Annotated in this window: 17 protein-coding genes; 6 read left to right on the top strand and 11 right to left on the bottom strand. The window is 66.8% G+C overall.

Features of this window, described 5'->3' with window-relative positions; translation table 11 throughout:
• Positions 1-9 precede the first annotated feature (9 nt).
• Positions 10-1,710: a thiamine pyrophosphate-binding protein gene (locus B5Y19_RS22985; RefSeq protein ID WP_055730099.1), complete on the bottom strand. Its 1,701-nt coding sequence runs from the start codon at positions 1,708-1,710 to the stop codon at positions 10-12.
• Positions 1,711-1,877: 167 nt separating this feature from the next.
• On the opposite strand from B5Y19_RS22985, the gene B5Y19_RS22980 reads away from it, so the two are divergent.
• The gene (locus B5Y19_RS22980; RefSeq protein ID WP_055730098.1) at positions 1,878-2,597 is read left to right on the top strand and encodes a FadR/GntR family transcriptional regulator; all 720 of its coding nucleotides are present in this window, start codon (positions 1,878-1,880) and stop codon (positions 2,595-2,597) included.
• Positions 2,598-2,711: 114 nt separating this feature from the next.
• Here B5Y19_RS22980 and B5Y19_RS22975 read toward each other — a convergent pair whose 3' ends face one another.
• From B5Y19_RS22975 to B5Y19_RS22945, 7 genes are all read right to left on the bottom strand, one after another.
• A complete protein-coding gene (locus B5Y19_RS22975; RefSeq protein WP_244555700.1) occupies positions 2,712-3,491 on the bottom strand; it encodes an ABC transporter permease in 780 nt (259 codons plus the stop codon).
• A gap of 88 nt (positions 3,492-3,579) precedes the next feature.
• A complete protein-coding gene (locus tag B5Y19_RS22970; protein ID WP_055730096.1) occupies positions 3,580-4,524 on the bottom strand; it encodes an ABC transporter permease in 945 nt (314 codons plus the stop codon).
• Between the two features lie 90 nt (positions 4,525-4,614).
• Positions 4,615-6,207 carry an ABC transporter substrate-binding protein gene (locus tag B5Y19_RS22965; RefSeq protein ID WP_244555699.1) on the bottom strand — a complete coding sequence of 531 codons (1,593 nt, stop codon included), beginning with the start codon at positions 6,205-6,207 and terminating at the stop codon, positions 4,615-4,617.
• A gap of 90 nt (positions 6,208-6,297) precedes the next feature.
• Positions 6,298-6,756, bottom strand: coding sequence for a RidA family protein (locus B5Y19_RS22960; protein WP_055730095.1), 459 nt, complete (start codon positions 6,754-6,756; stop codon positions 6,298-6,300).
• Complete coding sequence (locus B5Y19_RS22955; RefSeq protein ID WP_055730094.1) at positions 6,753-7,742, bottom strand: NAD-dependent epimerase/dehydratase family protein; 990 nt, start codon at positions 7,740-7,742, stop codon at positions 6,753-6,755. Before B5Y19_RS22955 ends, B5Y19_RS22960 begins: the two co-directional genes overlap by 4 nt.
• Before the next feature lie 16 nt (positions 7,743-7,758).
• Positions 7,759-8,892: a mandelate racemase/muconate lactonizing enzyme family protein gene (locus B5Y19_RS22950; RefSeq protein WP_055730093.1), complete on the bottom strand. Its 1,134-nt coding sequence runs from the start codon at positions 8,890-8,892 to the stop codon at positions 7,759-7,761.
• A 518-nt stretch (positions 8,893-9,410) separates the two neighbouring features.
• Positions 9,411-10,316 carry a LysR family transcriptional regulator gene (locus tag B5Y19_RS22945; protein ID WP_055730092.1) on the bottom strand — a complete coding sequence of 302 codons (906 nt, stop codon included), beginning with the start codon at positions 10,314-10,316 and terminating at the stop codon, positions 9,411-9,413.
• Between the two features lie 128 nt (positions 10,317-10,444).
• Between B5Y19_RS22945 and B5Y19_RS22940 the strand changes: the two genes are divergently transcribed.
• Genes B5Y19_RS22940 through B5Y19_RS22925 form a run of 4 tightly spaced genes read left to right on the top strand, consistent with a single transcriptional unit; the run spans position 10,445 to position 14,116 of the window.
• Positions 10,445-11,380 carry a Bug family tripartite tricarboxylate transporter substrate binding protein gene (locus B5Y19_RS22940; protein WP_176168701.1) on the top strand — a complete coding sequence of 312 codons (936 nt, stop codon included), beginning with the start codon at positions 10,445-10,447 and terminating at the stop codon, positions 11,378-11,380.
• A 39-nt stretch (positions 11,381-11,419) separates the two neighbouring features.
• Positions 11,420-11,833, top strand: a complete 414-nt coding sequence (locus B5Y19_RS22935; RefSeq protein WP_055730090.1) for a hypothetical protein — start codon at positions 11,420-11,422, stop codon at positions 11,831-11,833.
• Between the two features lie 7 nt (positions 11,834-11,840).
• Positions 11,841-13,346, top strand: coding sequence for a tripartite tricarboxylate transporter permease (locus B5Y19_RS22930; protein WP_079592162.1), 1,506 nt, complete (start codon positions 11,841-11,843; stop codon positions 13,344-13,346).
• On the top strand, positions 13,343-14,116 hold the full coding sequence (locus B5Y19_RS22925) for a LamB/YcsF family protein (protein ID WP_055730088.1): 774 nt from the start codon (positions 13,343-13,345) through the stop codon (positions 14,114-14,116). The genes B5Y19_RS22930 and B5Y19_RS22925 overlap by 4 nt, the downstream gene beginning before the upstream one ends.
• A 196-nt stretch (positions 14,117-14,312) precedes the next feature.
• On the opposite strand, the gene B5Y19_RS22920 is transcribed toward B5Y19_RS22925, so the two are convergent.
• The 3 genes from B5Y19_RS22920 to B5Y19_RS25900 form a co-directional block, all read right to left on the bottom strand.
• Positions 14,313-14,525 (bottom strand): beta-eliminating lyase-related protein, encoded by a 213-nt coding sequence (locus B5Y19_RS22920; RefSeq protein WP_055730087.1) that lies wholly within the window; start codon positions 14,523-14,525, stop codon positions 14,313-14,315.
• A 71-nt stretch (positions 14,526-14,596) separates the two neighbouring features.
• The gene (locus tag B5Y19_RS22915) at positions 14,597-15,976 is read right to left on the bottom strand and encodes an L-serine ammonia-lyase (protein ID WP_055730141.1); all 1,380 of its coding nucleotides are present in this window, start codon (positions 15,974-15,976) and stop codon (positions 14,597-14,599) included.
• A 60-nt stretch (positions 15,977-16,036) separates the two neighbouring features.
• Entirely contained in the window at positions 16,037-16,474 is a 438-nt protein-coding gene (locus B5Y19_RS25900; RefSeq protein ID WP_139384526.1) for a hypothetical protein, read from the bottom strand.
• 14 nt (positions 16,475-16,488) lie between these two features.
• On the opposite strand from B5Y19_RS25900, the gene B5Y19_RS22910 reads away from it, so the two are divergent.
• Complete coding sequence (locus B5Y19_RS22910) at positions 16,489-17,901, top strand: M20 family metallopeptidase (RefSeq protein WP_055730086.1); 1,413 nt, start codon at positions 16,489-16,491, stop codon at positions 17,899-17,901.
• The last annotated feature ends 110 nt before the right edge of the window (positions 17,902-18,011 follow it).

The raw sequence follows: 18,011 nt of genomic DNA, 5'->3' as shown, positions 1-18,011 counted from the left end.
CCGACTGACTCACGCGACGGGCGCCAGGCGTTCCAAGGACGCGCTGCGCAGCTTCGACAGCGTGCTGCGTACGGACAATGCCTCAGGGTCGGTGACCAGCTCGATCAGCGCACTTCCCGCAGCCTTGCGCGCGCGCTCCAGCGCCGCCTCGAAATCCGCGGTCTGCTCCACGCGCTCGGCGTGCAGGCCATAGGCGCGCGCCAATGTCACGAAGTCCGGATTGACCAGCGCCGTGCCGCTGACCCGGGTCGGGTAGTGACGCTCCTGGTGCATGCGGATCGTGCCGTACATGCCGTTGTTGACCACGATGAAGAGGATCTTCAGGCCGTATTGCACGGCTGTCGCCAGTTCCTGCCCGTTCATCATGAAGCAGCCGTCGCCGGCCACCGACACCACCTCGCGTTCCGGGCAGGTGAGCTTCGCCGCGATGGCCGCCGGCACGCCGTAGCCCATCGCGCCGGAGGTCGGCGCCAGCTGCGTCCGATAGCTGTTGAACGGCCAGTGGCGATGAAGCCAGCCGGTGTAGTTCCCGGCGCCCGAACACATGATCGTCTCGTCCGGCAGGGCGGCCCTGAGCTGTTCGACGACCTCGCCCAGATTCACGGCACCTGGTTGCGGCGATGGTGCGAGGCTGGCCTCGTAGTCTGCCCGGCAGGCCGCGGTCCAGGCGGCCCAGGCCGGCTCTGGCGTCGGTTCGCAGGCCGCGAGCGCCGCCGCGACGCTGCCCGCGGCCGCATGGATCGGCAGATCGGCCTGATAGACGCGGCCGAGCTCGTTCGCGTCGGAATGGGCGTGGACGAGGACCTTGCCCCGCGGTCGCGGCGGCACCAGCAGCGTGTATCCCGCCGTCGTCATCTCGCCGAGACGCGGCCCGAGGACGAGAAGCAGGTCTGCTTCGGCAAGGCGCCTGGCAAGGCTCGGCTCGGCGCCGATGCCGAAATGGCCGACGAAACACGGCTCCCGGTTCGGGAGATAGTCCTGGCAGCGCAGCGATACCGCCACCGGCAGCTGGTTGCGGCTGGCGAAGCTGACCAGATCCCGGCCCGCCTGCTCGGTCCAGCCGCCGCCGCCGGCGATCACCATCGGCTTCCGCGCCTTGGCGAGCAGCGACATCACCTGCTCGATCTGGTCCGGACGGGCCGCGGATGCGACGGCCTCGGCGCGGCGGCCGAGATCGAGATCGGCCTCGACGACCTCGGCGAGCATATCCTCCGGAAGGGCCAGAACCACCGGGCCGGGCCTCCCGGCCATCGCCGTCTGAAAGGCGCGATGAAGGTATTCGGGAATGCGGGACGCATCCTCGATTTGCGCGGCCCATTTGGCCAAGGGTGCGAACATGGCCCGGAAGTCGACCTCTTGGAAGCCTTCCCGGTCCGAGAAGTCCCGGCCGACCTGGCCGATGAACAGGATCATCGGCGTCGAATCCTGGAAGGCGGTGTGGACGCCGATCGAGGCGTTGGTCGCGCCGGGCCCGCGCGTGACGAAGCAGATGCCCGGACGCCCCGTCAGCTTGCCATGCGCCTCCGCCATATTGGCCGCGCCGCCCTCCTGTCGGCACACGACGAGGTCGATCTCGTCGCGGACATCGTGGAGGGCGTCGAGAACCGAGATGTAGCTCTCACCGGGGACGCAGAAGACCCGGTCGACGGCCTGCAATCTCAGACAGTCGACCAGGATCTGCGCTCCTGTCCGTCCCTCTTGCTGACCCATGGCAGAATCCTCGCGTTCACATCGGCTGCATTGGTTTAAACCAATCTTACCCAAACGCAACCAATGATCCTCCGAACCCTGTGCGCCGCCTCCCGTGCGGGGCTTTTGAACATCGAGTTCGAATGATGTATCGATAATCTCATTGGCGGAACCAAATCAGACCAAACATGATCGACAATCTGGCGAGACAACCGGACCAGACCAGCCCGCGGCTCAAATCGGACTCCGATAGCGATGCCATCTACCAGAGCCTGAGAAGCTCGATCGTCGAGGGGCAGCTGCGTACCGGCACGCGCCTGCCGACGGAGCGCGCCCTGGCGACGCGCTTCGGCGCGGCGCGCAACACGGTGCGCAAGACCATGAACCAGCTCGCTGACGAAGGGCTGATCATCCGGCATGTCGGACGCGGCACTTTCGTGGCGCGCAACAAGGCAAAGGAAGCGGAGGCGCGCGCGTCGCAGCCCGAGTTCAGCCTGGGCGAACTGCTCGAGGCCCGGCTGATGTTCGAGCCGATGCTGGCGGAGCTGGTCGCCGAGCGGGCCAGCGAGCAGGATCTTGCCGCTCTCTCCGCCTATCTCGAGGCGCTGCGCAATGCCGGGAGCTGGAGCGAGTTCAAGGAAGCCAAATACGCGCTGCATCTCGCAATCGTCCGTGCCTCCCATAACGGCTTCCTGATTTCGGTGTTCGAGCGGATTATCGAATCGCGGCGCAGGTCCGGCTGGGGCCGCCCGGGCGGGCATCCGCTGCCGATCAGCGCCGTCCGCGAAGCGGCGGCGCGGGACAACGCCCGGATCGTCGAGGCGCTGCAGAAGCGCGACGCGGCCAAGGCGCGCGAGCTGATCAGCAGCTATCTGCTGCGGACCCTGATGTCGGTCAGCGAAAGCTGAGCGGGACCGGCCCTGGATTGTCGGACTGAGCACCGTGTTCGGTCCGGCGATTCAGGTCCTTGATCTTGCATCGGCTCTTCGCGACAACCGCGCTCGGCTTTTCGGCCCGATGCCCTAGCGCCGGTCCATCCGCCGCTGCAGGCCGCGGCCGACGAGCATCAGCGCGAGCGCCGTGATCAGGATCGCCAGCCCGGGAAAGGCCGACATCCAGGGCGCCAGCAGGATGTAGTCCTTGCCCTGCTGCAGGATGGCGCCCCAGTCCGGAGTCGGCGGCTGCACGCCGAGCCCGAGGAAGCCCAGTGCCGACTGAATCTGCAGCACCAGCGGGAACAGGACCATGCACTGGACGAGGATCACAGGCAGTACGTTCCGGGCGACGTGCCGCAGGAGGATGCGCCCCTGCGACAACCCCATGCTGCGGGCTGCCTCGACATAGATCATGCCGGCTTCGGCCATGGCGCCCGAGCGGGCGATCCGGAAGAACAGCGGCACATAGACCACGGTGAGCGCGAAGATCAGATTCGTGGTCTTCGGCCCCAATATGCCGGTGACCATCACGCCGAAGATGATCGGCGGGAAGCTGAGAACCACATCGATCAGCCGGCCGAACAGCATGTCGATCCGCCCGCCGACGAAGCCGGACAGCAGGCCGAGCGCACCGCCGATCACGGCCGCCAGGACCAGTGCGGAAGCGCATATCGAAAGCGTGATGCGGGCGCCGTAGACGACTCGCGCGAGGACGTCGCGGCCGACGTCGTCGGTGCCGAAGAGGTGCGTCGCGGACGGTGCCTCCATGGCCCGGTCGACATTCACCGCCAAGGGCGAATGACCGGCGAACAGGCCCGGAAACAGGACCACGAGCAACACGAAGCTAGAGAGAACCAGTCCGATCAACAGGTCCGGTTCATGCCGCAGCCGGCGTGCATGCTTCGCGACCCGCTGGCGAAAGGTGGGATCGACAGATGAGGCGTTCATCGGAGACCTAACTCAGCCGGACCCGCGGATCGATGATCCGGTAGGAGAGGTCGACTACGAGATTGACGAGCATGGCGATGACGACGACGACGAGAAGCCCTGCCTGCAGCACGGGATAGTCGCGGGTCTCGATCGAGGACAGCAGAAGCCGGCCGAGCCCGGGCAAGGCGAACAGGCTTTCGATGATCACCGCGCCGCCGAGGATCTGGATCAGGATCAGGCCCATGAAGGTGACGAGCGGAATGCCGATATTGCGGAGCAGGTGCCGGAAGAAGACCGTCCGAGTCGACAGACCCTTGGCGACGGCGGTGCGGACATAGTCCTGCCCCAGCGCCGAGACGATGCTCTGTCGAACGAACTGGCTGTAGGCCGCCGCCTGCAGCAGGGCCAGGCTCAGCACCGGCAAGGCGATGATCGACAGGTTTTCGCTGACCGATTCATGCAGCGGCACATACATCAGCGGTGGCGACCAATCGAAGCTTGAGGACATGCCGACGAGCAGCATCAGCCCGATCCAAAAGACCGGGGCCGCGAGCCCGAGCAGGTTGAAGGCTTGCACGATCCGGTCGGGCGCCCGCCCCTCGTAGATCGCCGCGAGAATCCCGAGCGGCACCCCGATCGCCGTAGCGAGGACGAGCGTGGCGGCGGCAAGCTGGATCGTGACGCCGAGCGCCGAGCCGACCATGCCCATCACCGGTTGGCCGCGCGTCCAGCTCGTGCCGAAATCGCCTGCGAGAACTCGTCCGAGCCAGTTGGCGTATTGCCGCCAGACCGGCTGGTCGAGGCCGAAGAACTCGCGCAGGGCCTTCGCCGCGACGGGATCGCTCGTCTGTCCCAGCATCTGTCCGACGACGTCACCCGGGACGGAGCGCACCAGAAGAAAGACCACGATCGAAGTGAGCAGCGCCGTCACCGCCGACGCGGCCAATCGTTTTGCAATGTAGACGCCCATAGAAATCCGCGTTTCCTGGATCTGGCGGCGCGGCCGACCGGGAGCCGCGCCAAGAATGGCCCCCGAGCGCTCGGGGGCCGTGTGGGTGGTTCAGGAGATCCAGGTGCGGGCCAGGCCGTAATACCAGCCCGTCGGATGCTGGTCGTAGTTCTGCACCTTCTGGCCGCGGACCACGACATGATCCGCCGAGAATAGCATGATGGTCGGTACGCTTTCGGCCATGACCTGCTGGTAGCGCACATAGATGTCGCGCCGCTTGGCCGGGTCGCTCTCGACCCGTCCCTCGTCGAGCAGCTTGCTGGCCGCGTCGTTCTTCCAGTTCCGGAAGTCCGCGCCCTCCGGTGCCTTGTGGAAATGCCGATAGAACAACAGGTTCGGATCGGGGACCGTGGCCCAGTCGTTGAACGTGAATCCCATCTGCTTCGACTGGAAGTTCTTCACCCAGACTCCGAGCTCGACCCGCTGGATGGCGAGCCGGATCCCGACCTTCCCGAGCTGCTCGCGCAGGATCACGCCGGCGGCGTCCATCCAGTCATAGCCGATGATCGTCGTCAGGGTGAGATCGAAGCCGTCCGGATGCCCGGCTTCGGCCAGCAGCTTCTTGGCGGCGGCGATGTCGACCTTCTGGTTCGCCAGCTTGTCGGCCGGCGCCCCCCAGCTGTCCTGCATGCCGGCGACCATCGTCCCGATTACGTTGCCGAGGCCGCCGATCGAGGCCCGCATGATCTCGTCCTTGTCGACCGCGAGCGCGATGGCGCGCCGGACCCGCTCGTCGTCGAGCGGCTTCAGCTCGGCGCCGAGGTCGATTGCCTTCTGATTGAAGGAGGGTTTCCTCTCGACGGTCAGGCCGGCGACGCCCTCGACCTGCTTCACGTCCTGAGGCCGGGCCAGGGTCGCGATGTCGATCCGCTTGTTGCGCAGGCCGACCAGCAGGCTCGCGGCATTCGGCACGAAGATGAAGTTGATCCGATCCAGATAGGGCACGCCGGGTTCCCAGTAATCCGGATTGCGTACCAGCGTCGCATTGCTGTTCGGCTTGAACTCCGAGAGCTTGAACGGCCCGGTTCCGACGCTCGCCTGGTTCAGCTTGGTCTTGGCTTCGGGATCGTCGAAATACCCGGCCGGAACGACGCCACCGTACTTGTTGCCGAGCGTCATCGGCAAAGCCGCGTTGGGCGCCGAGATCGTGATCTTGACGGTCGCGTCATCCACGGCCTCGACTGCCGTGATCATCGCGAAGTCGCCGGCGCCCGGCGAGCCGTTCTTGGGATCCCTGATGTAGTTGTAGCTATAGGCGACGTCCTTCGCCGTCATCGGCTGGCCGGTGTGGAACTTGACGCCCTTGCGCAACCGCACCGTGTAGACGAGCCGGTCGCCGGAGAGATCGAAGCCCTCGGCCAGCAGCGGCATCGCCGTGCCTTCGGGGCTCTCATAGAACAGGCCCTGATAGATCAGCACGGTCAGGCGGATGCGGGCATCCGCGGCCTGATGGAACGGATCGAGGCCGGGCGGCTCGACGAGCAGACCCATATTGAGCGTACCGCCGGTCTTCGCTCCCGTCGGCTTCGGCCCGTAGAGTTCGGCCGCACCGGCGGGGCCGATCACGGCAGCGGCGACGGCCAGACCGCCAAAGGCCAGGAAGGCCCGGCGGTCGATCGCGCCTGGGATATCGAAACGCGTCACTGTTGTTCTCCCCTCACCGGGCTCCGGTTCGGATCGTTGAATCCAGGGGAAGGCCGGGCGCCCGTTGGCCGGCTCCCCTCTTCCGCAAGATCAGTCGCGGTAGGCGACGACCAGTTCGATCTCGACGCTCGCATCGCGCGGCAACTCCGCCACGCCGACGGCGGAACGCGCATGGCGGCCGGCTTCGCCCAGGATCTCGCCCAGCAGATCCGAAGCTGCGTCGAGGACTTTCGGCTGGTCGTTGAAGCCGGCGGCCGATGCGACGAAGCCGGTGACCTTGAGCACGCGCTCGATTCGGTCGAGCGATCCCAGCGCCTGCTTGAGGCAGGCCAATCCCTGGAGGATGCAGATGCGGGCCTCGCCCCGCGCGGTCTCCAGGGAGACCTCCCCTCCCGCCTTGCCGCGGATCCGGATCTCGCCGTCGACTTTGGGCAGCTGGCCGGCGACATAGGCGACGCCCCGATACAGGGTCACCGGCACATAGTTGAAGGAAGGGGACGCCGCCTCGGGCAATGCGATGCCGAGCTCGACAAGACGCTGTTCGATCATTGCGCTGCTCCCGAATGTCTGGCGAGAAGGTCGTCGACGAGTCCGCCGAGATCGTAGCGGGGCGCAAACCCGGTCTCGGCGACGAAGCGGCTGCCGTCCATCAGCGGCAGCAGCAGGGCGGGCTCGATGCGCTCGACCGCGATATCCGCCTCCGGATGGCGCAGCCTGACGGCCGCGACGAGATCGGTGATGCTCGCCTCGAAGCCCTTCACATTGTACGCAACCGGCACTGGGCCGCGGTGCTTCAGCGCTGCCAGCATCGCCTCGGCGGCGTCGACGACATGCATCAGGTCGACGGCGTGATCATGGAAGGTGACGCGCGCCGGCCGGCCTTCGCGCGCCGCGGCGAAGACTTCGGCGAGGGCGCTGGCCGCGCCCTGATACCAGAGCCCCGGGCCGAGGATGAGCGGCAGCCGCATGCTGACGACCTCGACGCCATAGCGCCGCGTCATGAAAGCCGAGAGCTCCTCGGCGAGATGCTTGGTCATGCCGTAGACGGTGGTCGGCGCCGAGGCGTCGTTCTCGTCGACATGGCTGCGCGCATAGACCGATGCCGGTCCGTACACGACGCTCGACCCGGCCCAGACGATGCGCTTGACGCCAGCACGGCAGGCGGCTTCGACGAGCTTTCCGTGCCCCGCGACATTGACCTCGAAAGCGGCGTCGGATTCGGCCTCGCCGGCACGCATCAACCCCTGCCTGCCGACGCTGTGCGCGACACAGGAGATCGCTTGCGAAGGCTTGAAAGCCGCAAACGCGGCTTCCAGCGCATCGCGATCGCTAATCGAGCCCTCGAAAACCGCGTAACGCCCCGCGATATCGGCGAGCCGGTCCTCGGCCATGGCCGGACCGAAGAGCACAGGCCTGTATCCGTCGCGGACCAGCGCCCGGACGATGTGCGAACCCACGAAACCCAGCCCGCCTGCGACCAGAACATTCTGCGCGGATTCGGCTGCAGAACGTTCTGCGGACAGGCCTTCCTCCATCACGGCGCTCCCCGTTTCAGCGGACGACATGGCGTTCCACCGCGTTCCAGTCGATCGTGATGCCGAGGCCCGGCTCATCGGGCACGACGATGGCCCCGCCGCTCTGCCCGAGCGGGTTGACCAGGATGGCGTCCCGCAACGGGTTGTCGCCGAGATCGTATTCGACCAGCGTCGGTCGCGGAATGTTGCTGGCGTGCGGATAGACGGGGAGAGAGGCGACGAAATGGACCGCGGCGGCGAGGCCGACGCCCGTTCCCCAGACATGCGGGGACAGGCGGATATGCTCCATCGAGGCCAGCTGGGCGATCTGCTTGCCCTGCCAGAAGCCCCCGCAGAGCGACAGGTCGGGCTGGACGACGTCGACGGCGCGCCGATCGATCAGCCGCTTGAAGTCGAATGCCGTGTAGAGCGCCTCGCCGGTCGCGATCGGAACCGGGCTCCAGCGCTGCAGCAGCTCGTAGCCGGCCAGATCCTGTGGCGCCAGCGGCTCCTCGACCCAGCCGATCTTGTAGGGCGCGAGCCGCGTGATGCTTTCCCGGGCCAGGTCCAGCGTATAGTTGGAGTTGATGTCGACCATGATTTCGACGTCCGGCCCGAGAATGCGCCGGGCGATCGAGACCCGGTCCTCGTCATTGTCGGGCGAAACGCCGATCTTGATCTTGACCGCGCGATGGCCGGCCTTCGCCATCGCTTCGATCTGCGGCTCGAAATCGCGCGCGCTGTTCTCGGTCAGATAGCCACCGGAAGCGTAGATCTGGACCGTCGCTGACTGCTTGCCGCCGATCAGCCGATGGACCGGGAGGCCAAGCAACTTTCCGGCGGCGTCCTTTGCCGCCATGTCGATGCCGGAAATGCTCCAGGTCATCGGCCCCTGCACCCCGAAATGATAGTGCCTGGCCAGCATCGAGGCGAAGGCATGCTCGATGTCGTGCACATTCGTGCCGACCAGATAGCTCTTCAGCAAGGGCAGCATCGCGATGTTGACCTGCGGCATGCCCCAGCACTCGCCGACGCCTTCGATTCCGTTGGCAAGCTTGAGCCGAACCAATGTCGTCGCACGGGCCGTCGCCAGAGACTTCGACATGCCATAGGCTTTTCCTGACGGGATGGGCGCCTGCAGCGGGATGAACGTGACATCGTCGATTAACATGCAGGCCCTCGTCGGTGCTCGGCCAATGCCGATCAATTCGAGCCAATGTTGAACCAATTAAGTTGGAAGCGCAACCGTTCTTGGCCGAGCCAATCGGCGAACATCCTCTGATTTTTGCACGCCTGCCGGCTTGCCGATATCCAGCATCGTCGATTGCGCGTCGCCGCAAACGCATCGCCAGTGCGGGTCTGACGGCGCAGGCTGACTTACGGGCTGATTGAAGCGCGCGAGGCCGACGCGAATACGCATGGCTCCGGAGCGTCGGCACATTTCCGCGACGCGACCCGGCTCGAAGCCCAAAGACAAGCCGAGTGCATCGCCGAGGAAATTCGAGCTCCGAAAGCGCCCGCTCGATGAGCAGCGGAGACCAATTGCGGATCAGGATACGGCCGATTCGCCTGGCGCGACGGCGCGCTTTTCACGGCCCCTGAGCGTATGCACGTTACCCGCGGATGCCCGAGGGTCTTTGACCCGAGATCCTTGTTTCCTCAGCTGCCGGAAAAACCGGCGGCGGCCGATCACTCCGCCTGGCGGCCGCCGTCGCTTTGCACTGTCTTCTGCAGGCAATCGACCAGCACCGGCAAAGCGGCCGGGTGATGGCGCGCCGGGTTCCAGATCGCCGAGACCTGGCGGCGCACGGGCTGCCCGCCGAGCGTAACCCGCTTCGGCGGGGAGGACCGCACGCCGCGCGCGGCCGAGGAGGAGAGCATCGCGATGCCGTGCCCCGCCTCGACCATGGCTACGAGCGCGTGCGGACTGTCGCTCTCGAGGACGACGCGTGGCCGTACGCCGGCCTGTCGGCAGCTCTCGTCGACGAGATCCCGCGTCATGAAACCGCGCCGCAGCAGCAGGACCGGCGCATCGGCCAGAGTCTCGATCGGCAGCGCCTGCGCTGCGTGGCGCGTATCCCCCGGCGGGAGATAGGCGAGCAGCTCGGCCATGAAGAGCGGCTGGTTGTGGAACGCGCCGATATCGTCCGGCGTGGCGATGGCGAGATGGACCCCGCCGCGCTCGACCAGTTCGATCAGGAAGCGGTTCGGCCCCTCCACGAGCGCGACCTCGACCCGAGGATGGCTCGTCCGGAACCGGGTCAGCGCCGGGGCGATCAGCGAGGCGATGGTCTGGGCGGTGGCTCCGATCCGCAGATGTCCGATCTGCCCGCGCGCCACTGCATCGGCGCGCAGCGACAGCGCCTCCGCCCGCTCGAGCAGTTCGGCGGCGCGGGGCAGCATCGCCTCGGCCTCGACGGTCAGCGCCAGGCGCTTGCCGATGCGCTCGAACAGCGGAAAGCCGAGTTCCTCCTCCAGCGCCTGGATCTGCCGGGACAGTGCGGACTGGCTGATGTTCAGGGCCTCGGCCGCGCGCGAAAGGTTCATGACCTCGGCCACGGTCACGAAGAAATGCAGCTTTCGCAGGTCCCTCATGGCTTATGCATGTTTTGCATCAGGCCAAGCCTCCATTTTGCATTGGACATCATGTTCGGCGCATTGCGCAATGGCCGGACGCCGGAAAGGCGAGGGGATTTTCAAGCACAACCAATCGGGAGTTCGTCATGCGCAAGCGACTGGCCCTTATGGGCGCCGCCGTCTTCCTTCTCGGGCAGCCTGCCGCGCAGGCGGCCTGGCCGGAGAAGCCGGTTACCGTCACCGTCGGCTTCGGTGCCGGCGGCACGACCGACGTGGTCGCGCGGGCGGTCGCCGATCTCGTCTCCAAGAAGCTCGGCCAGCCGGTGATCGTCGAGAACCGGCCCGGCGCCGGCGGCGCGGTCGCCGCGACCGCGCTCACCAAGCTGCCGGCCGACGGCTACAATCTGGTCGCCACCACCTCGACCACCATCACGCTGGATCCGCAGGTGACCAAGCTCGGCTTCAGCATCGACGACTTCACCTATGTCGCCGCGACCGGCGAGTTCCCGGAAGCCTTCATCGCCCTGCCCAAGAGCGGCTGGAAGACCCTGAAGGATGCGATCGAGGCCTCGAAGGCGTCGGGCGGCAAGACGACCTACGCCTCCAGCACCTCGCTCGACCGGATGATCACCGCCGCACTCGGCAAGAAGACCGGCCTGCAGCTCGTGCCGGTGCCGACGCGCAGCGGCGCCGAGGTGGTCACGCAAGTCATGGGCGGCCACACGCCGCTCGGCTACAGCTCGGGTGCCTATTATCCCCAGGCGAAGTCGGGCGAGGTCGCGGCGCTCGCGGTGCTCGGCGAGAAGCGGCTCAAGGGCCTGCCGAACGTCCCGACCCTGAAGGAGCTCGGCTATGGCCTCTCCAGCGTCAATCTGATCCTGTTCGTGGCGCCGAAGGGCCTGCCGGCCGATGTCGCAAAGCCTCTCTACGCCGCCTTCGCTGCCGCAGCCGCCGATCCCTCGATCGTCGAGCTGATGGAGAAGCGCAGCCTCAACGACTTCGTTGCCACGGGCGACGAGCTGGCCAAGACCATCGCCAGCCAGAGCGAGGGCTTCAAGCAGCTGCTCGAGGTGTCGAAGTAAGCCGCCACAGGCAAGGCTCTCAAGCTGGAGAGATCGACCATGACGCGCTCGCGAGCTTCGCTGCTGGCCGAGATGCTGCTGCTCGGCGGCGGCTGCCTCGCCCTCCTGTTCTGGATCATTCCGACCCAGACGAGCGAGGGGGGCTTCGGCCTCTCCCCGGCCTTCCTGCCCAACATCCTCGCGGCGGCGATCCTGCTGCTCGTGCTGGCCGACGGCGTTCTGCGTCTGACGGCCCGCCGGCCCGAAAGCGCCTACCCCGCCGGCTTCGGCGCACTTGCCCGGTCGCTGGCGGTGGCGGGGTTCGGCGCGATCGTCCTGGCCTATGCCGGCGTCGCTGCCAGTGCGGCGCTGACGCCGGCGGCCGGGATGCTGGCCCTGGGCGAGCGGCGACCGCTGCCCGTGCTGGCGACCTCGGCGCTGCTGGGCGGCGCCTTCTGGCTCGTTTTCCGCTGAGGCCGCCATGTCCGATCTGCTTCTCGGCTTCGGCGATGCGCTCACGCCGGTCACGATCCTGTTCGTCTTTCTCGGCGTGCTGCTCGGCTACGCCATCGGCGTGCTGCCCGGGCTCAACCGCCCGGCCGCCCTCGCGATCGCGATCCCGCTGAGCTACTACATGACCCCGCTCAGCGCGGTCGCCTTCCTGATCGGCATCGCCAAGGCGAGCGGCGCCGGTGGAGCGACGACGGCCGTTCTGATCAACGTGCCGGGCGAGCCCAACGCGGCGGTGACCTGCCTCGACGGCTATCCGCTGGCACGCAAGGGCAAGGCCCGCCAGGCCCTGCAGGCAGCGCTCTACGGTTCGGTGATCGGCGACATCGTCGGTACGCTGGCGCTGATCCTGCTGGCGCGGCCACTGGCCAACTTCGCGCTGAAGATCGGGCCGGTCGAGATGACCGCGCTGATGCTGCTGGCGCTGACCTTCATCGCCGCGCTTGCCGGCAAATCGCTGCTGCGCGGGCTCGCCGCCGGCATCTTCGGCATGCTCGTCGCGACCATCGGCCTCGATATCGAGAGCGGCACGCCGCGGATGACCTTCGAGCAGGTGGAACTGCTCGACGGTGTGCCCCTGCTCGCCATCACCGTCGGCATGCTCGCCCTGTCGGAGATGGTGATCCAGACCGAAGAGCTCTTTTCGCAGCGCGGTGGGGCGGCCACCCCGCCGGTACGCACCGACGCAAGCGGGGATCGCTTCGGCTGGGGCGAGTTCCGGCACGTGCTGCCGACCATCATGCGCTCCAGCGTGATCGGCACGGCCATCGGCATCATTCCCGGCCTCGGGCCGAGCGTCGCCTCCTTCGCCTCATACGGCATTGCCAAGCGCTTCGCCCGGCCCGGCGAGCGCTATGGCGAGGGTGAGCTCAAGGGCGTCGCCGCGGCGGAAACCGCCGACAACGCGGTCGTGCCGGCAAGCTTCATCCCGCTCTTCGCACTCGGCCTGCCGGGCAGCGTCTCGGCGGCGATCCTGATCGCGGCGCTGACCGTGCATGGCGTCATCCCGGGTCCACGTCTGTTCGAGGAGCATGGCCGGCTGATCTACGGCATCTACGGCACGATGATCGTGGCGGCGCTGCTGATGCTGGTGGTCGGGCGGGTCGGCCTCGTCGCCTTCGCCCAGCTCACCCGTGTGCCTGCGGCCGTGATCATCCCGGTCGTGACGATGCTGTGCGTGGTCGGCGCCTATCTCGAGGTCCACTCGCTCTTCGCGGTCTGGGTGATGATCGGCTTCGCGGCGCTGGGCTATCTGATGCACCGCTTCGACTATTCGCGCGTGACCTTCCTGATCGGCTTCGTGATTGGCCCGCAATTCGAGCTTTCGCTGCGCCAGACGCTGATCGTCACAGACCGCGACCCCGCGGCATTGCTCGGCCACCCGATCGCGCTCGCCATCCTCGCCGTTGCGGCGCTGGGTGCCCTGTTTTCCCTGCGCGGCGGCAGCCGTGCACTTTCCTCCGGAGACGCAGTGTGAAAGTCAACATCAACGCCGATATCGGCGAAGGATACGGCAAGTACAGCATCGGCAACGATACCGAGCTGATGCCGCTCATCGGCTCCGCCAATGTCGCCTGCGGCATGCATGCGGGCGACCCGACCATCATGGTGCGGACCGTCAAGCTCGCGCTCGAGAACGGTGTTTCGATCGGTGCCCATCCCGGCTTCAACGATATCTGGGGCTTCGGACGCCGGCAGATCCGGATGCGGCCGACCGATCTGGAATACCTCGTCACCTATCAGATCGGCGCATTGAGGGCCCTCGCGGGCTCGAACGGCGCTCGTGTCACCCATGTGAAGCCGCATGGCGCGCTCAACAACATGGCGCATGACGATATCGACTACGCGCTCGCGATCGGCCGCGGCATCAAGGCGGCGGATCGCGAGCTGATCTATGTCGCCAATGCCGGCTCGCAGATGACCAGGGCTGCCGAGCAGCTCGGCCTGCGCTACGCCAACGAGGCCTATGTCGACCGCATCTACGACGACAATGGCAAGATGGCCTCGCGCGAGCGCAACGACGCCGTGATCAGCGATCCTGAACAGGCGGCGCAGCAGGTCCTGGGCATCCTGCAGGAGAAGGCGCTGATTACCAGCTCCGGCAAGCGCATTCCGGCCGAGGTCCACACCTTCTGCATTCACGGGGACGAGCCCACCGCCGTGCAGGTCATGCGCAAGGTGCGGGAGAGCCTCGCTGCCGCTGGCATCGAAGTCGTCAGCCTGCCGACCCTGTTCGGGTTGAACTGAACAGCCTCGGCGCCACCATCGCGAGGGGCGAGGTCGCCCCTCTGCAGCTCGATGCCGACGCCGTGCTCGGCTCGGTCCTGGTCACGGGCTATGTCCGGGCAGCCTGGGCGCACTACGTCCGGCGCGATGTCGAATTGTTTCGGATGCAGCCTCCCGATGGAGGATGCGCCATGCTCGCAGAAGCTCAGCAGACACGTCAGCGTCCAGCCTGGAACACGGAGCGCATCATAGGCCTGCGGGCCCGTCGGGAAGCCTCCCTGCCCAGTCGCTCGGTGGTCATCGCTTCCGGCCGCTTCGTGGCCGCGTCGTCGTCATGGACCGCGTCGCCGAACTCGGCGGTCGCGATGGCGGCTCGCATGCTTGCGTCCAGGCGTGTCACCGTATCCGAACGGACGTCATCCACGACCATTCGGCTAGATCCTCATCGGCAGCGTATCGGCCTCATCGGAGCCGGACAGGTGCGGCTTGCGAAAGTTGGGCTCAGCATTCTGGCAGGTTGACCGCCAATCCGCCGAGGCTGGTTTCCTTGAACCTGGCGTTCATGGCCTCGCCGGTCTGGCGCATCGCCTCGATGCAGTTGTCGAGTGGCATGAAATGCGAGCCGTCGCCGCGCAAGGCGAGGGAGGCGGCTGCGACCGCCTTGATCGCGCCGATGCCGTTGCGCTCGATGCAGGGCACCTGGACCAGCCCCGCGACCGGATCGCAGGTCATGCCGAGATGGTGTTCCAGCGCGATCTCGGCGGCGTTCTCGACTTGCTCGGGCGTTCCGCCGAGCACGGCGCAGAGCCCGGCTGCGGCCATCGCGGCGGCCGAGCCGACCTCGCCCTGGCAGCCGGCCTCGGCGCCGGAGATCGAAGCGTTGTGCTTGATCAGCCCGCCGATCGCCGCAGCGGTCAGCAGAAAATCGGCGATCCTGTCGGGTTCGGCCCCGATGCAATGGTCGAGATAATAGCGCAGCACAGCAGGCACGACGCCGGCGGCGCCGTTGGTCGGCGAGGTGACTACCCGGCCGCCGGCGGCGTTCTCCTCGTTCACCGCCATGGCATAGACGCCGAGCCAGTCCGAGGCGGCGTGCGGCTGGGCGCGGTTGCTCTGGCGCTCGGCCGCGAGCTGGCGGTGAATGCGCGCAGCCCGGCGACGCACGCGCAAGCCCCCGGGCAGTTCGCCCTCCTGGCTCAGGCCGCGCTCGATGCAGCCGTTCATCACCGACCAGAGCCGGCTAAGGCCGCGCTCGACTTCGTCGGGTGCCTGGAGGTGGTTCTCGTTGGCACGCTTCATCTGCGCGATCGAGAGCCCGCTCTCGCGGGCCATGCGCAGCATCGCCGCCGCGTTCGCGAACGGATAGGGCCAGGAGGCCGCGGCAGTGGCGGCTGGCGGCGCCTCGCGCTCCTGCGCCGTCACCACGAAGCCGCCGCCGATCGAATAATAGGTCTCGGACAGGAGCTCGGCGCCGGCGGCATCACGGGCGCAAAAGACGAGGCCGTTGGCGTGGCCGGGCAGAGGCGGGCCGTAGTCGAAGACGATGTCGACGGCCGGATCGAAGGCTAGCAGCGGCAGGCCGTCGGGACGCAGCTGATGCGTCGTGCCGAGCGCGGCGAGCTGGCGTTCGGCTTCGTCCGGATCGAGCTCGGCCGGCGCCCAGCCGAGCAGGCCGAGCGTCACGGCCCGATCCGTGGCATGGCCCTTCCCGGTGAAGGCGAGCGAGCCGTGGAGCCTGGCGCTGACCGCCGCCGCAGCATCGCGGAACGGGTGGCGGCGCAACAGGTCGAGGAAGCGCCCCGCGGCCGTCATCGGCCCCATCGTGTGCGAGGATGACGGGCCGATCCCGATCTTGAAGACGTCGAAAACACTCAGGAACATCATTCGCCTCCCATCGAGCGTGGTCCTACACGGTCGGCCCAGGGGTGAGCTGCGCGATCGCTATCCGATTTCAGACGGAGATCGCCATTCCATCACGCTGCGGATCAGCCCCACCATGCACTTGCCATCGACGATTCCGATCGCATGCAAGGCCGCAAAGGGAAAGCTCTGGACCGAGCGCTTGACGTCATAGCCATCGGTCTTGGGTCCAGCTGCGGCGCTCCGGCGGATGCGGTTGGAGGGCTTTCGGTCAATGTTCCAATGTCCGCAGCTGGCGCTGGAGGGAAGCGCTGAGAGCGGGAGCGGATCATGGGACGCTTCCCGAGTTTCGGAGGGCGCGAGCAAACGCGATCGACCTGCAATAATCGCCGATTCTTCGGAGCAAAATTCAGCCGTTCTGCCGTCGCCCTTGTAGTAGCCTCTCGCGGCTGAGGCTGCCGATGCCGGGCCATTGCGGAAGATGGCAGTCTTCAGCGGCGCATATTGGCGCGGATGCATCTCGGGAGAAGGCTGTGCAGAATACCGATAAGATTTGGACGATCGTCGATTCAAAGCAGGCGGACTATATCGAACTGAGCGACCGCGTCTTTGAGATGCCCGAGCTCAACTACCGGGAGGTCAAGTCGGCCGCGGCCCATGCCGAACAGCTTCGGCGCGAGGGGTTTCGCGTGGAGACGGGCATCGCCGGATTGCCGACCGCCGTCATGGGCGAGGCGGGAGAAGACGGCCCGGTGATCGCCATCCTCGGCGAGTACGACGCGCTGCCAGAGCTCTCGCAGGCGCCGGGAGTGTCCGAGCACCAACCGCTTCCAAACCAGCCGGCCGGCCATGGCTGCGGCCACAACCTGCTCGGGGCCGGCGCCATGCTGGCGGCCGCGGCGGTCAAGGATTTCCTCGCGGAGCGTGGGCTCAAGGGCCGCGTCCGCTACTATGGCTGCCCGGCCGAGGAAGGCGGGGCGGGCAAGGCGTTCATGGTCAAGGAGGGCGCCTTCAAGGACGTCGACATCGCGATTTCCTGGCATCCGGCGGATTTCGCGGCGGTGACGGCTGCCATGTCCCTGGCGAACACGACGATCGACTTCGAGTTTACCGGCCGCGCCAGCCATGCCGCTGCCGCGCCGCATCTCGGCCGTTCGGCCCTCGATGCCGCCGAGCTGATGAATGTCGGCGTCAACTACATGCGCGAGCACATGCCGTCCGATGCCCGCATCCACTATGCCTATCTGGATGCCGGCGGTATCGCGCCGAACGTCGTGCAGGCCAAGGCCAGACTGCGTTACGTCGTGCGCGCGACGATGGTCTCCCAGGTCCATGAACTCCTCGCCCGGGTCCGGAAAATCGCCGAAGGCGCGGCGCTGATGACGGAGACCACCGTTACTAGCGAAGTCGTCAGCGCGATGAGCAACTTGCTGGCCAACACGCCCTTGGAAAATGCCATGCAGCGCAATTTCGATCGGCTCGGCCCACCGCCTTTCGACGCGGACGACGTTGCCTTCGCCAGGCGCATGCAGAAGACGGTGACGCCGGCGCATATCGAGAGCGCCTTCCGCCGCTCGGGATTGCCGGCGACGGATTTCCCCCTATGCAATGCGATTGCCCCCAAGGAGGTGCCTGGGCCGCGGATGATGGGGTCGACCGATGTCGGCGATGTCTCCTGGGCTGTTCCGACCGTCCAGGCACGCGGCGCGACCTATACGATCGGCACGCCCGGGCATTCCTGGCAATTGACCGCTCACGGGCAGTCTCCGCTGGCACATAAGGGCATGGTTCACGTCGCGAAGGTCATGGCGGGCGTCGCCGTGGACGTGCTCGTCGAACCGGGGTTGCTGGAACAGGCCAAGGCCGATTTCCAGGAACGTTTGGTCCAGACGCCCTACAAGGCGCTCCTGCCCGACGACGCCAAGCCGCCGTTCCACATGTTCTGACGAATGGAGATCGATGGCCCGGCCGACAATTGGTCGGGCCATGCCCAAGCGCTTGGGCGAGCATGCCAACCACCGAGCGCCCGAGAACTCACTGCGACCTGTGCTATGAC

The sequence above is a fragment of the Allobosea thiooxidans genome (assembly GCF_900168195.1).
GTDB classification, from domain to species: domain Bacteria; phylum Pseudomonadota; class Alphaproteobacteria; order Rhizobiales; family Beijerinckiaceae; genus Allobosea; species Allobosea thiooxidans.
Note: the sequence above shows the minus strand (reverse complement) of the source record. Positions and strands in the feature narration are given on the sequence as shown.

Coding starts and splice junctions, on each gene's coding strand:
- B5Y19_RS22940 (WP_176168701.1), top strand. CDS start 10,445: ATGCGCAAGCGACTGGCCCTTATGGGCGCCGCCGTCTTCCTTCTCGGG.
- B5Y19_RS22920 (WP_055730087.1), bottom strand. CDS start 14,525: ATGGTCGTGGATGACGTCCGTTCGGATACGGTGACACGCCTGGACGCA.
- B5Y19_RS22955 (WP_055730094.1), bottom strand. CDS start 7,742: ATGGAGGAAGGCCTGTCCGCAGAACGTTCTGCAGCCGAATCCGCGCAG.
- B5Y19_RS25900 (WP_139384526.1), bottom strand. CDS start 16,474: ATGCATCCGCGCCAATATGCGCCGCTGAAGACTGCCATCTTCCGCAAT.
- B5Y19_RS22970 (WP_055730096.1), bottom strand. CDS start 4,524: ATGGGCGTCTACATTGCAAAACGATTGGCCGCGTCGGCGGTGACGGCG.
- B5Y19_RS22945 (WP_055730092.1), bottom strand. CDS start 10,316: ATGAGGGACCTGCGAAAGCTGCATTTCTTCGTGACCGTGGCCGAGGTC.
- B5Y19_RS22985 (WP_055730099.1), bottom strand. CDS start 1,710: ATGGGTCAGCAAGAGGGACGGACAGGAGCGCAGATCCTGGTCGACTGT.
- B5Y19_RS22935 (WP_055730090.1), top strand. CDS start 11,420: ATGACGCGCTCGCGAGCTTCGCTGCTGGCCGAGATGCTGCTGCTCGGC.
- B5Y19_RS22960 (WP_055730095.1), bottom strand. CDS start 6,756: ATGATCGAACAGCGTCTTGTCGAGCTCGGCATCGCATTGCCCGAGGCG.
- B5Y19_RS22915 (WP_055730141.1), bottom strand. CDS start 15,976: ATGTTCCTGAGTGTTTTCGACGTCTTCAAGATCGGGATCGGCCCGTCA.
- B5Y19_RS22950 (WP_055730093.1), bottom strand. CDS start 8,892: ATGTTAATCGACGATGTCACGTTCATCCCGCTGCAGGCGCCCATCCCG.
- B5Y19_RS22930 (WP_079592162.1), top strand. CDS start 11,841: ATGTCCGATCTGCTTCTCGGCTTCGGCGATGCGCTCACGCCGGTCACG.
- B5Y19_RS22980 (WP_055730098.1), top strand. CDS start 1,878: ATGATCGACAATCTGGCGAGACAACCGGACCAGACCAGCCCGCGGCTC.